We start from the raw sequence: 13650 nt of genomic DNA on the forward strand, positions 1-13650 counted from the left end.
GAACTCCCTATAATGCGCCTCCACTGACCGGGAACAACGACTGACAAGCCGCCGGGTCAGCGAGAAGAAGGCGAAATAAACGCTTGACTCTCCGGGCGAAAAGCGTAGTATACGCAGCCCGCGCCGATGAGTTTCTCGGCACTGCTCTTTAACAATTTATCAGACAATCTGTGTGGGCACTCCACAAGACGATATCCAGCATCTTCGGATGCAAAAAAATATCAAGTCTTGAAGAGTGACTAACTGAAGTAAAATTCATGCAGTAAATCTTTGAGCATCGCTTCTCGAGTGGAAGCAAATCAAGCTTTTAATTGAAGAGTTTGATCATGGCTCAGATTGAACGCTGGCGGCAGGCTTAACACATGCAAGTCGAGCGGTAGCACAAGGGAGCTTGCTCCCTGGGTGACGAGCGGCGGACGGGTGAGTAATGTCTGGGAAACTGCCTGATGGAGGGGGATAACTACTGGAAACGGTAGCTAATACCGCATAACGTCGCAAGACCAAAGAGGGGGACCTTCGGGCCTCTTGCCATCAGATGTGCCCAGATGGGATTAGCTAGTAGGTGGGGTAATGGCTCACCTAGGCGACGATCCCTAGCTGGTCTGAGAGGATGACCAGCCACACTGGAACTGAGACACGGTCCAGACTCCTACGGGAGGCAGCAGTGGGGAATATTGCACAATGGGCGCAAGCCTGATGCAGCCATGCCGCGTGTGTGAAGAAGGCCTTCGGGTTGTAAAGCACTTTCAGCGAGGAGGAAGGTGGTGAGCTTAATACGCTCATCAATTGACGTTACTCGCAGAAGAAGCACCGGCTAACTCCGTGCCAGCAGCCGCGGTAATACGGAGGGTGCAAGCGTTAATCGGAATTACTGGGCGTAAAGCGCACGCAGGCGGTTTGTTAAGTCAGATGTGAAATCCCCGGGCTCAACCTGGGAACTGCATTTGAAACTGGCAAGCTAGAGTCTCGTAGAGGGGGGTAGAATTCCAGGTGTAGCGGTGAAATGCGTAGAGATCTGGAGGAATACCGGTGGCGAAGGCGGCCCCCTGGACGAAGACTGACGCTCAGGTGCGAAAGCGTGGGGAGCAAACAGGATTAGATACCCTGGTAGTCCACGCTGTAAACGATGTCGATTTGGAGGTTGTGCCCTTGAGGCGTGGCTTCCGGAGCTAACGCGTTAAATCGACCGCCTGGGGAGTACGGCCGCAAGGTTAAAACTCAAATGAATTGACGGGGGCCCGCACAAGCGGTGGAGCATGTGGTTTAATTCGATGCAACGCGAAGAACCTTACCTACTCTTGACATCCAGAGAACTTTCCAGAGATGGATTGGTGCCTTCGGGAACTCTGAGACAGGTGCTGCATGGCTGTCGTCAGCTCGTGTTGTGAAATGTTGGGTTAAGTCCCGCAACGAGCGCAACCCTTATCCTTTGTTGCCAGCGGTTCGGCCGGGAACTCAAAGGAGACTGCCAGTGATAAACTGGAGGAAGGTGGGGATGACGTCAAGTCATCATGGCCCTTACGAGTAGGGCTACACACGTGCTACAATGGCGTATACAAAGAGAAGCGACCTCGCGAGAGCAAGCGGACCTCATAAAGTACGTCGTAGTCCGGATTGGAGTCTGCAACTCGACTCCATGAAGTCGGAATCGCTAGTAATCGTAGATCAGAATGCTACGGTGAATACGTTCCCGGGCCTTGTACACACCGCCCGTCACACCATGGGAGTGGGTTGCAAAAGAAGTAGGTAGCTTAACCTTCGGGAGGGCGCTTACCACTTTGTGATTCATGACTGGGGTGAAGTCGTAACAAGGTAACCGTAGGGGAACCTGCGGTTGGATCACCTCCTTACCTAAAGATATTAGTTCGAGTGGCGTGCTCACACAGATTGTCTGATAGAAAGTAACGAGCAGAAATACCTTTATAGGCTTGTAGCTCAGGTGGTTAGAGCGCACCCCTGATAAGGGTGAGGTCGGTGGTTCAAGTCCACTCAGGCCTACCACTTCTCATGAAGTGGAAAAGGTACTGCGCGTGACTGTATGGGGCTATAGCTCAGCTGGGAGAGCGCCTGCCTTGCACGCAGGAGGTCAGCGGTTCGATCCCGCTTAGCTCCACCATATAGTCCGGTATTTCAATACTTCAGAGTATATTGGCGACAGTATGCTGCGAAGTATTTTGCTCTTTAACAATCTGGAACAAGCTGAAAATTGAAACATGACGGCTGAAATTTATCCCTCCGTAGAAGTATTGGGATAAAGAGTAACCTGTCATAGAGTCTCTCAAATGTTTGCAGCGCGAACGATGGAAACATCTTCGGGTTGTGAGGTTAAGTGACTAAGCGTACACGGTGGATGCCTAGGCAGTCAGAGGCGATGAAGGGCGTGCTAATCTGCGAAAAGCGCCGGTAAGGTGATATGAACCGTTATAACCGGCGATACCCGAATGGGGAAACCCAGTGTGTTTCGACACACTATCATGTCATGAATACATAGTGGCATGAGGCGAACCGGGGGAACTGAAACATCTAAGTACCCCGAGGAAAAGAAATCAACCGAGATTCCCCCAGTAGCGGCGAGCGAACGGGGAGGAGCCCAGAACCTGAATCGGCTTGTGTGTTAGTGGAAGCGTCTGGAAAGTCGCGCAGCAAAGGGTGATAGCCCCGTACACTAAAATGCACAGGTCGTGAGTTCGATGAGTAGGGCGGGACACGTGACATCCTGTCTGAATATGGGGGGACCATCCTCCAAGGCTAAATACTCCTGACTGACCGATAGTGAACCAGTACCGTGAGGGAAAGGCGAAAAGAACCCCGGCGAGGGGAGTGAAATAGAACCTGAAACCGTGTACGTACAAGCAGTGGGAGCACCTTCGTGGTGTGACTGCGTACCTTTTGTATAATGGGTCAGCGACTTATATTTTGTAGCAAGGTTAACCGTATAGGGGAGCCGTAGGGAAACCGAGTCTTAACTGGGCGATTAGTTGCAAGGTATAGACCCGAAACCCGGTGATCTAGCCATGGGCAGGTTGAAGGTTGGGTAACACTAACTGGAGGACCGAACCGACTAATGTTGAAAAATTAGCGGATGACTTGTGGCTGGGGGTGAAAGGCCAATCAAACCGGGAGATAGCTGGTTCTCCCCGAAAGCTATTTAGGTAGCGCCTCGTGAACTCATCTTCGGGGGTAGAGCACTGTTTCGGCTAGGGGGCCATCCCGGCTTACCAAACCGATGCAAACTCCGAATACCGAAGAATGTTATCACGGGAGACACACGGCGGGTGCTAACGTCCGTCGTGAAGAGGGAAACAACCCAGACCGCCAGCTAAGGTCCCAAAGTCATGGTTAAGTGGGAAACGATGTGGGAAGGCATAGACAGCCAGGATGTTGGCTTAGAAGCAGCCATCATTTAAAGAAAGCGTAATAGCTCACTGGTCGAGTCGGCCTGCGCGGAAGATGTAACGGGGCTAAACCATGCACCGAAGCTGCGGCAGCGACGCTTAGGCGTTGTTGGGTAGGGGAGCGTTCTGTAAGCCGTTGAAGGTGGCCTGTGAGGGTTGCTGGAGGTATCAGAAGTGCGAATGCTGACATAAGTAACGATAAAGCGGGTGAAAAGCCCGCTCGCCGGAAGACCAAGGGTTCCTGTCCAACGTTAATCGGGGCAGGGTGAGTCGACCCCTAAGGCGAGGCTGAAAAGCGTAGTCGATGGGAAACAGGTTAATATTCCTGTACTTGGTGTTACTGCGAAGGGGGGACGGAGAAGGCTAGGCTAGCCGGGCGACGGTTGTCCCGGTTTAAGCGTGTAGGGGGTGTGACCTGGTAAATCCGGTTGCATACTAACCCTGAGGCGTGATGACGATGCACTACGGTGCAGAAGTAGTTGATGCCCTGCTTCCAGGAAAATCCTCTAAGCTCCAGGTAACATTAAATCGTACCCCAAACCGACACAGGTGGTCAGGTAGAGAATACCAAGGCGCTTGAGAGAACTCGGGTGAAGGAACTAGGCAAAATGGTGCCGTAACTTCGGGAGAAGGCACGCTGGCATGTAGGTGAAGTCCCTCGCGGATGGAGCTGAAGCCAGTCGAAGATACCAGCTGGCTGCAACTGTTTAATAAAAACACAGCACTGTGCAAACACGAAAGTGGACGTATACGGTGTGACGCCTGCCCGGTGCTGGAAGGTTAATTGATGGGGTCAGCCGCAAGGCGAAGCTCTTGATCGAAGCCCCAGTAAACGGCGGCCGTAACTATAACGGTCCTAAGGTAGCGAAATTCCTTGTCGGGTAAGTTCCGACCTGCACGAATGGCGTAATGATGGCCAGGCTGTCTCCACCCGAGACTCAGTGAAATTGAACTCGCTGTGAAGATGCAGTGTACCCGCGGCAAGACGGAAAGACCCCGTGAACCTTTACTATAGCTTGACACTGAACATTGAGCCTTGATGTGTAGGATAGGTGGGAGGCTTTGAAGCGTGGACGCCAGTCTGCGTGGAGCCATCCTTGAAATACCACCCTTTAATGTTTGATGTTCTAACTCGGCCCCGTGATCCGGGGTGAGGACAGTGTCTGGTGGGTAGTTTGACTGGGGCGGTCTCCTCCCAAAGAGTAACGGAGGAGCACGAAGGTTAGCTAATCACGGTCGGACATCGTGAGGTTAGTGCAAAGGCATAAGCTAGCTTGACTGCGAGAGTGACGGCTCGAGCAGGTACGAAAGTAGGTCTTAGTGATCCGGTGGTTCTGAATGGAAGGGCCATCGCTCAACGGATAAAAGGTACTCCGGGGATAACAGGCTGATACCGCCCAAGAGTTCATATCGACGGCGGTGTTTGGCACCTCGATGTCGGCTCATCACATCCTGGGGCTGAAGTAGGTCCCAAGGGTATGGCTGTTCGCCATTTAAAGTGGTACGCGAGCTGGGTTTAGAACGTCGTGAGACAGTTCGGTCCCTATCTGCCGTGGGCGTTGGAAGATTGAGAGGGGTTGCTCCTAGTACGAGAGGACCGGAGTGAACGCACCACTGGTGTTCGGGTTGTCATGCCAATGGCATTGCCCGGTAGCTAAGTGCGGAAAAGATAAGCGCTGAAAGCATCTAAGCGCGAAACTTGCCTCAAGATGAGTCTTCCCTGGGCCTTCAAGGCCCCTGAAGGAACGTTTAAGACTAAGACGTTGATAGGCTGGGTGTGTAAGTGCAGCGATGCATTGAGCTAACCAGTACTAATGATCCGTGAGGCTTAACCTTACAACACCGAAGGTGTTTTTAGAGAGATTTTCAGCGAAGTTCCGAGATTGGTTCTGATGGCGACACGAGAGTGAAGCGGTTGGAATAAAACGAATTTGCCTGGCGGCAATAGCGCGGTGGTCCCACCTGACCCCATGCCGAACTCAGAAGTGAAACGCCGTAGCGCCGATGGTAGTGTGGGGTCTCCCCATGCGAGAGTAGGACACTGCCAGGCATCAAATAAACGTTATCAGTGTGACGACTGGTAATGCGCAAGTCGCAGAGCGCGATATTGCCGGTATCGAAAGATACAACGTAAAAGAATCGGTGGAGCGGTAGTTCAGTTGGTTAGAATACCTGCCTGTCACGCAGGGGGTCGCGGGTTCGAGCCCCGTCCGTTCCGCCACTTATTTAATTATGCCTGCTTTATTAGCAGGCATAATGTTAAGCGAGATTTAGGGGCGTAGCTCAGTTGGTAGAGCACCGGTCTCCAAAACCGGGTGTCGCGAGTTCGAGTCTCTCCGCCCCTGCCATATTAAGAACCCTTTGCGAAAGCAAAGGGTTTTTTTTTTACCTATTATCCCTTTCCTTAGCGCGTTATCGTTTTGGAAAAGAGCGCATCGGCTGTTCTATGCTGATGTTTATCTGATCCGAGTTGCTCCATAACCTTTCGATCTTTACCTCCGCAGAGCTCCTGATTCTCCCGCTATTTTGCATTTTCTTCTCTCAGAAGGCGATGGGCGGCTTTTGGCATGATAGACAGCCAAGACCACGGTGGCGGCTTTTAAGGCCGCCATAGCGCTTTAGGCTGCGATATTTAAAGGTATTTTAAGTAATTGTCGAATCAAAGGCTGTTGATCGCTGTTTTGCAACCAGACGGCATACAGTGGGCGGATAATCGGCGGGATCTCGCTGGCGGCCACCAGCTGTGGGTACTCTTTTTCCCAATGGCTGGGCAGGAAAGCGCATCCGCCCGTGGTTTCCAACAGCTGACGCGTCAGGTGAGCGGAGGTGGTGGTAAGCACCGGTACGTTATCACCTTCCAACATGCGGTTTTCCTGTTGGTGGAAGTCGGCTCCCCATTCCAGCTTGATGTAGGGCATTGGGGCCTGTTTGTCACGATAAGCGGATGAGAACAGGCGTAATGAGAAATTGCTCAGCTGCTGGCTGGCCAATTCATCCATCTTCGGCGGTTCAGTGGTGATCAGTAAATCGAGCTGCCTTTCATGCAGTTGTTTTACCAAAGAGTGCCTTAATGCCACCCTGGCTTCTAGCTGCAGCGCCTCGCGTTGTTGATAGAGTGCTTGCAACCAGGGAGTCAGATAGGCCTCCCACAACGAAGCGGTAGCGCCGATCGATAACTCGGTGTGTTGCAGCGAACGCACGACTTCCTTCTTCGCCAACTGCCAGGTGTTCATCAGGCTCTCGGCATAGGGCAGAAGCCGCTCGCCGGCAGGCGTCAGGCGGATGTTATTGCGATGACGGGTAAATAAATTTGCGCCCAACTGGTTTTCTAACTGACGGATGCGGAAACTGACCGCGGACTGCGTTAAGTACAAAGATTCTGCGGCTCTGCCAAAGTGACGCGTTCTACTGACCTCCAAAAAGGTTTTCAGTAATTCGGTATCCACACCTATCTCCAAAAAAATTTGTCGTTAAGATTTAAATGTTTTGTTTTACACGCTGTCAAGCCTATCTAATACTCCGCGCCATAAACAGCACGGCCATAAGAGAATTAGGAGCGTGTCAGATGGCGGATAGCTTCACCACGACCAATCGTTTTTTTGATAATAAACATTACCCTCGCGGGTTCTCCCGTCACGGCGATTTCACCATTAAAGAGGCGCAATTGCTAGAGCGCTTCGGCTACGCGTTTAACGAGTTGGACTCGGGTAAACGCCAGCCGGCCACTGAAGAAGAACAGCTGTTCGTCGCAGTGTGCCGCGGTGAGCGCGAAGCGGCTACCGAGCAGGAAAAAGTATGGGCTAAATATCTGGCGCGCACACGTCGCCCGAAGAAATTCCATACTCTGTCCGGCGGTAAACCGCAGGCTGACGCAGTAGAAGATTACAGCGACAGCGAAGACTAAAGACGATGGGGCCTGCGGGCCCCATTTTCATTCCAGACTGCGATGCAGTTGTAACAGCAGACGGTCCATACTGCGATAGCTCAGCGCTTCGCTGAGGTGGTGCCTGTCGAGTTCAGCATCTCCCGCCAAATCCGCCAGCGTGCGCGCCACTTTCAAGATGCGCTGCCAGGCGCGAACCGATAATCCCAGCGTGTTTAATGTTGCTTCCAAAAACTCGGCGTCAGCCGCCTGCAAAACGCAATCTCGTTCCACTTCGCGGTTGCTCAACAGCGCGTTGACTTTACCGGCGCGTTCGAGCTGCCGGGCGCGTGCCTGCTGCACCCTTTTCCGTACTTGTTCGCTGCTTTCTCCCTGGGGTTTCCGATGACTGAGCGTACCCGGCGGCAACAGCGGTACTTCGATAGACAGATCGAAACGGTCGAGAAAAGGCCCTGACAGCCGGGCCAGATAGCGCAACACCTGCTGCGGTGAGGCGCGATTGTGCAATCCCTGATAATGCCCTGTCGGGCTGGGGTTCATTGCCGCGATCAGTTGCACCCTGGCGGGGAAACAGACCTTGGCGTTGGCACGTGAAATCACGATCTCGCCGGATTCCAACGGCTCACGCAGCGCATCCAGTACCTTACGCTCGAATTCCGGCAGTTCATCCAGAAACAGCACGCCGTTATGCGCCATCGAGATCTCGCCCGGTCGCGGCAGTGAGCCGCCGCCGACCAATGCCGCCATCGAGGCGCTGTGGTGCGGTGCGCGGAACGGCCTCTGACGCCATGGTAGAGCGGCGGGAATATGATGCTGCAAGCTGGCGACCGCCAGGCTTTCCAGCGCCTCAGTCTCCGTCAGCGGCGGCAGTAAGCCCGTGAGACGGCTGGCCAGCATGGTTTTACCGGTGCCCGGTGGCCCAATCAACAGTAGGTTATGCCCGCCGGCGGCGGCGATCTCTAATGCCCGCTTGGCCTGTTCCTGGCCGATGATGTCGCGCAGGTCGGCGTTTTCGCACGCGTTGTCTGCATCGGGGGGCGCGGCCGCCACCGGCAGTTCGCCTTGGCCGAGCAGAAAAGCGCAGACTTCCAGCAGGTGTTGGGCAGTATGGGAGTGCGACTGCGCGATCAGGCCGACTTCGGCGGCGTTGTCCGTCGAGAGGATCAGTTGCCGCCCGGCATCAGCCGCCGCCAGCGCCGCCGGGATCGCTCCCCTGACCGCGCGCAGTGAGCCGGACAGCGCGAGCTCGCCAAGAAACTCGTAGCGTGCCAACGGTGCGAGGGGTAACTGCTCGGAGGCGGCGAGGATCGCCAGCGCTATCGGCAGATCGTAACGCCCGCCTTCTTTCGGCAGATCGGCGGGGGCCAAATTGACGGTGATGCGCCGGGCGGGAAAGGTGAAACCGTTGTTGATCAGGGCGCTGCGCACCCGATCGCGCGCCTCTTTTACCGTGGTTTCCGGCAGGCCGACCAGCGTCAGGCCGGGCAGGCCATTGCTGATATGCACCTCCACCGTCACGGAAGGGGCCTGAACGCCGATGATGGCGCGGCTATAGATTAACGCCAGTGACATATCGCTCTCCTTGCTGAGGACGACATGATGCGTGATTCATCCTGGCATTGCGCGGCGTTATTGGGGGTTTTTCTAGGGGTTTCGCAGCGTAATTGCTCATTTTCATCGAAGTAAATGAGATTGTGCGAGCCGCCTCGCATCCTGCGGCAATACCCATTAACAATTCGCTGAAGGCTGCAACACATTAGCGGCCCATACACATTGCAATCATAGGGTTAACGGGTGTATTTAACAATTGATTAAAAGAAAAATCACTTCTTTAACAAGCCCCGACCGCCGCCGCATTCTGCCCGGCAGCCGCTAAACCTCCTGACTTCGTACTCTACGGTAGGGATAACACTATGTTTGGTTGGACCCCGCTGCAACGCAACGCGGCAATCGCCAGCTTTTCAAGCTGGACGCTCGACGCTTTCGATTTTTTCGTGCTGGTATTCTTACTCAGCGACATCGCGCAGTCCTTTCACGTCGGTCTGGAACAGGTCACGTTGGCGATTCTGCTCACGCTGGCGGTGCGCCCGATTGGCGCGCTGATCTTCGGGCGTGCGGCGGAAAAATATGGCCGCAAGCCGATCCTGATGTTGAATATCGTCTTTTTCTCGGTGTTTGAGCTGCTCTCTGCCGCCGCGCCCTCGCTGACGGTCTTCTTGCTGTTGCGGGTGTTGTACGGTGTTGCGATGGGCGGCATTTGGGGCGTGGCGTCATCGTTGGCGATGGAAACCATACCGGACCGCTCACGCGGCCTGATGTCGGGTATTTTCCAGGCCGGCTATCCGTTTGGTTATCTGCTGGCGGCGGTGGTGTACGGCCTGCTGTTCGAAACGGTCGGCTGGCGCGGCATGTTCGTCATCGGCGCGGCGCCGATCCTGCTGCTGCCGTTTATTTATTATTGCGTGCAGGAGTCGCCGGTATGGCTGGCGGCGCGTGAACGCAAAGAGAGCACCGCCTTGCTGCCGGTGTTGAAGAGCCACTGGAAGCTGTGCTGCTATCTGGTGCTGCTGATGGCGGCGTTCAATTTCTTCTCCCACGGTACGCAGGATCTGTATCCGGTGTTTCTGAAAGTTCAGCACGGTTTCGACCCTAAAACCGTCAGTATCATCGCCATTAGCTACAATATCGCGTCAATTATCGGCGGTGTTTTCTTCGGTTCGTTGTCAGAAAAGATCGGCCGCAAAAAAGCGATCATCATTGCCGCGCTGTTGGCGCTGCCGGTGATCCCGCTGTGGGCGTTTTCCAGCGGTTCGCTGATGTTGGGGATCGGCGCTTTCCTGATGCAGTTCATGGTGCAGGGCGCCTGGGGCGTGGTGCCGACCTATCTGACCGAGCTGGTGCCGGCCAACACCCGAGCGGTGCTGCCGGGGTTCGTGTACCAGCTGGGTAACCTGATCGCCTCGGTCAACGCCACGCTGCAAGCCACCATCGCCGAGCATCATGGGCATAATTACGGTCTGGCGATGGCGATCGTCGCCGGTACGGTGGCGGTGGCGATCGCCCTGTTGGTGTTCTTCGGCAAGGATACGCGCGGCAAGGCGATCACCGACGCGGTAGAAAATCCGGGTATGCGCGCCAACGTGTGAAAGAGGGGCGATTCGCGTGAGGTATGACCAGATTGCGCCGAATAATAACGCAAAAAAAGTGTTGTCATGTCGCGCGCGGCTGTGGTACCTCTGTAAGCATTAGTTCTGAATGAGCACAGTGAACAAACCCATTATGAAAGCCTTTGCCCAAGTGATTAGCCTAGTCGTGATTAGCGTGGTGGTGATTATTATCCCACCGTGCGGGGCTGCACTTGGACGAAGAAAGGCTTAGCAAACAAGCCGGAATCGCAAGAGAACCCCCGCACCGTCAGGTCCGGGGGTTTTTTATTGGCAAGAGAAAAGTGGAGCAAGGGGCAGAGCATGAAAAACAGAACAAAATCCTGCAGTTGTCGAAGAAAGGCGGGGAAATAACCATGAATGGCGCTCAGTGGGTAGTTCAAGCGTTGCGTGCGCAGGGTGTGGATACCGTATTCGGCTATCCGGGCGGGGCAATCATGCCGGTGTACGATGCGTTGTATGACGGCGGCGTGGAACACCTGCTGTGCCGCCATGAACAGGGCGCCGCCATGGCCGCCATCGGCTACGCCCGCGCCACCGGCAAGGTCGGCGTTTGCATCGCCACTTCCGGCCCCGGCGCCACCAACCTGATCACTGGCCTGGCTGATGCGCTGCTCGATTCTGTTCCCGTTGTTGCCATCACCGGCCAGGTGGGTTCCGCGCTGATCGGCACCGATGCCTTTCAGGAGATCGATGTTCTCGGCCTGTCTCTGGCCTGCACCAAGCACAGCTTCCTGGTGGAGTCGCTGGACGCCTTGCCGGGCATCATGGCGGAAGCGTTCGCCATCGCCGCAGGCGGCCGCCCCGGCCCGGTGCTGATCGATATCCCGAAAGACATCCAGCTGGCGCAGGGGGACCTGCACCCGCATCTGATGCCGGTTGACGAAGCGCCGGCGTTCCCGGCGGCGGCGTTGGCAGAGGCGGCCGCGCTGCTGGCGCAGGCGCACAAACCGATGTTGTACGTCGGCGGCGGCGTGGGCATGGCGCAGGCGGTGCCGGCGCTGCGTGAATTTATCGCGGTGACCCGCATGCCGAACGTCGCCACCCTGAAGGGGCTGGGCGCGCCGGACGCGCAAGACCCGCTGTATCTCGGCATGTTGGGCATGCATGGCGCCAAGGCTGCCAACCTGGCGGTGCAGGAGTGCGATCTGCTCATCGCCGTCGGCGCGCGTTTCGATGATCGCGTGACCGGCAAGCTGAACGCCTTCGCGCCGCACGCCAAAGTGATCCACATGGATATCGACCCGGCGGAAATGAGCAAGCTGCGCCAGGCGCATGTGGCCCTGCAGGGTGATTTGAAAACGTTGCTGCCGGCGTTGCAGCGCCCGCTGGACATCGCCGCCTGGCAGCAGCAGGTGACGGCGCTGAAAGCCGAGCACGCCTGCCGCTATGATCACCCTGGCCAGCCGATCTACGCGCCGCTGTTCTTGCGCCAGCTGTCTGACCGCAAGCCTGCCAACAGCGTGGTGACCACCGACGTCGGTCAGCACCAGATGTGGAGCGCGCAGCACATGACGTTCGAGCGTCCGGAGAATTTCATCACCTCCAGCGGCCTCGGCACCATGGGATTCGGCGTGCCGGCCGCGGTAGGCGCTCAGATTGCCCGCCCGCAAGATACGGTGATCTGCGTCTCGGGCGATGGCTCCTTCATGATGAACGTGCAGGAACTGGGCACCATCAAGCGCAAGCAGCTGCCGCTCAAAATCGTGCTGCTGGACAACCAGCGCCTTGGGATGGTGCGTCAATGGCAGCAGCTGTTCTTCGACGGCCGCTACAGCGAAACCAACCTGTCCGATAACCCCGACTTCCTGATGTTGGCCGCCGCCTTCGGCATTCCCGGCCAACGCATCAGCCGCAAGGATCAGGTGGAGGGCGCCCTCGAGGCGCTGTTCAACACCGAAGGCCCGTATCTGCTGCAGGTCTCTATCGACGAACTCGAAAACGTCTGGCCGCTGGTGCCGCCGGGCGCCGGCAACGAAACCATGTTGGAGGAAATATCATGATGCAGCATCAACTCTCGATCCAGGCGCGTTTTCGCCCCGAAATGTTAGAGCGCGTATTGCGGGTCGTGCGTCATCGCGGCTTTCAGGTTTGTGCTATGAATATGGTTTCCCCGGCCAACGCCGACAGCATCAATATCGAATTGACCGTTGCCAGCCCGCGCCCGGTTGCCCTGTTGTCATCTCAATTAAGTAAACTGATGGACGTCTCCTGCGTCGAGATCCAGCAGCCAACATCACAACAAATACGCGCCTGAGGCGCCGAGAAGGATAAATAACAATGACAAAGAAAGCCGATTACATTTGGTTCAATGGTGAGATGGTTCCTTGGGCCGAGGCCAAAGTGCACGTGATGTCGCACGCGCTGCATTACGGTACGTCGGTATTTGAAGGCGTGCGCTGCTACGACTCGCACTTGGGGCCGGTGGTGTTCCGCCATCGCGAGCATATGCAGCGCCTGCATGACTCGGCGAAAATCTACCGCATGCCGGTTTCGCAAAGCGTCGACGAACTGATGGAAGCCTGCCGCGCCACGCTGCGCAAGAACAATCTGGTCAGCGCCTACATTCGCCCGCTGGTGTTCGTCGGTGATGTCGGCATGGGCGTCAACCCGCCGGCCGGTTATAAAACGGACGTGATTATCGCGGCGTTTCCTTGGGGCGCTTACCTGGGTGAAGAGGCGCTGGAGCAAGGCATCGATGCGATGGTCTCCTCCTGGCACCGCGCCGCGCCGAACACCATCCCGACCGCGGCCAAAGCCGGCGGCAACTATCTTTCCTCTCTGCTGGTGGGCAGCGAAGCGCGCCGCCACGGCTATCAGGAAGGCATCGCGCTCGACGTGCACGGCTACATTTCCGAAGGGGCGGGCGAGAACCTGTTCCAGGTGAAAGACGGCGTGATTTACACCCCGCCGTTCACCTCTTCGGCACTGCCGGGCATCACCCGCGACGCGATCATCAAGCTGGCGAAAGACATGGGCTTCGAGGTGCGCGAGCAGGTGCTGTCGCGCGAATCGCTGTACCTGGCCGACGAAGTGTTCATGTCCGGCACCGCGGCGGAGATCACGCCGGTGCGCAGCGTGGACGGCATTCAGGTCGGTATCGGTAAACGTGGCCCGGTGACCAAACAGATCCAACAGGCGTTCTTCGGCCTGTTCACCGGCAAGACCGAAGACAAGTACGGTTGGCTGGATCCGGTAAACCCGTAAC

8 protein-coding genes, 4 tRNA genes and 3 rRNA genes are annotated in these 13650 nt (G+C 56.1%); 13 read left to right on the plus strand and 2 right to left on the minus strand.

Annotated elements, in window-relative coordinates; translation table 11 throughout:
• Positions 1-308: 308 nt before the first annotated feature.
• The 7 genes from ACMGF9_RS00005 (at position 309) to ACMGF9_RS00035 (ending at position 5743) form a co-directional block, all read left to right on the plus strand.
• Positions 309-1850, plus strand: a 16S ribosomal RNA gene (locus ACMGF9_RS00005).
• Between the two features lie 74 nt (positions 1851-1924).
• Positions 1925-2001: transfer RNA gene (locus ACMGF9_RS00010), tRNA-Ile, on the plus strand.
• 39 nt (positions 2002-2040) lie between these two features.
• Positions 2041-2116: transfer RNA gene (locus ACMGF9_RS00015), tRNA-Ala, on the plus strand.
• A gap of 207 nt (positions 2117-2323) precedes the next feature.
• Positions 2324-5231 (plus strand): 23S ribosomal RNA (locus ACMGF9_RS00020).
• Positions 5232-5329: 98 nt separating this feature from the next.
• Positions 5330-5445 (plus strand): 5S ribosomal RNA (gene rrf, locus ACMGF9_RS00025).
• The 16S, 23S and 5S rRNA genes sit together here with 4 tRNA genes alongside, the layout of an rRNA operon.
• 94 nt (positions 5446-5539) lie before the next feature.
• Positions 5540-5616, plus strand: a tRNA-Asp gene (locus ACMGF9_RS00030).
• Positions 5617-5667: 51 nt separating this feature from the next.
• Positions 5668-5743, plus strand: a tRNA-Trp gene (locus tag ACMGF9_RS00035).
• Positions 5744-6013: 270 nt separating this feature from the next.
• Here ACMGF9_RS00035 and hdfR read toward each other — a convergent pair.
• Positions 6014-6841 (minus strand): HTH-type transcriptional regulator HdfR, encoded by an 828-nt coding sequence (gene hdfR, locus ACMGF9_RS00040; RefSeq protein ID WP_414160468.1) that lies wholly within the window; start codon positions 6839-6841, stop codon positions 6014-6016.
• Between the two features lie 119 nt (positions 6842-6960).
• Between hdfR and ACMGF9_RS00045 the strand changes: the two genes are divergently transcribed.
• Positions 6961-7299 (plus strand): DUF413 domain-containing protein, encoded by a 339-nt coding sequence (locus tag ACMGF9_RS00045; RefSeq protein WP_004929946.1) that lies wholly within the window; start codon positions 6961-6963, stop codon positions 7297-7299.
• Between the two features lie 27 nt (positions 7300-7326).
• On the opposite strand, the gene ACMGF9_RS00050 is transcribed toward ACMGF9_RS00045, so the two are convergent.
• Positions 7327-8850, minus strand: a complete 1524-nt coding sequence (locus ACMGF9_RS00050) for a YifB family Mg chelatase-like AAA ATPase (RefSeq protein WP_021505230.1) — start codon at positions 8848-8850, stop codon at positions 7327-7329.
• A gap of 341 nt (positions 8851-9191) precedes the next feature.
• Between ACMGF9_RS00050 and ACMGF9_RS00055 the strand changes: the two genes are divergently transcribed.
• The 5 genes from ACMGF9_RS00055 (at position 9192) to ACMGF9_RS00075 (ending at position 13649) form a co-directional block, all read left to right on the plus strand.
• Entirely contained in the window at positions 9192-10424 is a 1233-nt protein-coding gene (locus ACMGF9_RS00055) for an MFS transporter (RefSeq protein WP_004929950.1), read from the plus strand.
• 133 nt (positions 10425-10557) lie between these two features.
• Positions 10558-10656, plus strand: a complete 99-nt coding sequence (ilvL, locus tag ACMGF9_RS00060) for an ilv operon leader peptide (protein WP_013814970.1) — start codon at positions 10558-10560, stop codon at positions 10654-10656.
• A gap of 142 nt (positions 10657-10798) precedes the next feature.
• Complete coding sequence (gene ilvG / locus ACMGF9_RS00065) at positions 10799-12445, plus strand: acetolactate synthase 2 catalytic subunit (RefSeq protein ID WP_075685519.1); 1647 nt, start codon at positions 10799-10801, stop codon at positions 12443-12445.
• On the plus strand, positions 12442-12699 hold the full coding sequence (ilvM, locus tag ACMGF9_RS00070; RefSeq protein WP_004929955.1) for an acetolactate synthase 2 small subunit: 258 nt from the start codon (positions 12442-12444) through the stop codon (positions 12697-12699). The genes ilvG and ilvM overlap by 4 nt, the downstream gene beginning before the upstream one ends.
• A gap of 23 nt (positions 12700-12722) precedes the next feature.
• The gene (locus tag ACMGF9_RS00075; RefSeq protein ID WP_004929958.1) at positions 12723-13649 is read left to right on the plus strand and encodes a branched-chain amino acid transaminase; all 927 of its coding nucleotides are present in this window, start codon (positions 12723-12725) and stop codon (positions 13647-13649) included.
• The last annotated feature ends 1 nt before the right edge of the window (position 13650 follow it).

Source organism: Serratia sp. BNK-23 (assembly GCF_047456145.1).
Taxonomy (GTDB): domain Bacteria; phylum Pseudomonadota; class Gammaproteobacteria; order Enterobacterales; family Enterobacteriaceae; genus Serratia; species Serratia nematodiphila.

Coding starts and splice junctions, on each gene's coding strand:
- ACMGF9_RS00045 (WP_004929946.1), top strand. CDS start 6,961: ATGGCGGATAGCTTCACCACGACCAATCGTTTTTTTGATAATAAACAT.
- ACMGF9_RS00050 (WP_021505230.1), bottom strand. CDS start 8,850: ATGTCACTGGCGTTAATCTATAGCCGCGCCATCATCGGCGTTCAGGCC.
- ACMGF9_RS00055 (WP_004929950.1), top strand. CDS start 9,192: ATGTTTGGTTGGACCCCGCTGCAACGCAACGCGGCAATCGCCAGCTTT.
- ilvL (WP_013814970.1), top strand. CDS start 10,558: ATGAAAGCCTTTGCCCAAGTGATTAGCCTAGTCGTGATTAGCGTGGTG.
- ilvG (WP_075685519.1), top strand. CDS start 10,799: ATGAATGGCGCTCAGTGGGTAGTTCAAGCGTTGCGTGCGCAGGGTGTG.
- ilvM (WP_004929955.1), top strand. CDS start 12,442: ATGATGCAGCATCAACTCTCGATCCAGGCGCGTTTTCGCCCCGAAATG.
- ACMGF9_RS00075 (WP_004929958.1), top strand. CDS start 12,723: ATGACAAAGAAAGCCGATTACATTTGGTTCAATGGTGAGATGGTTCCT.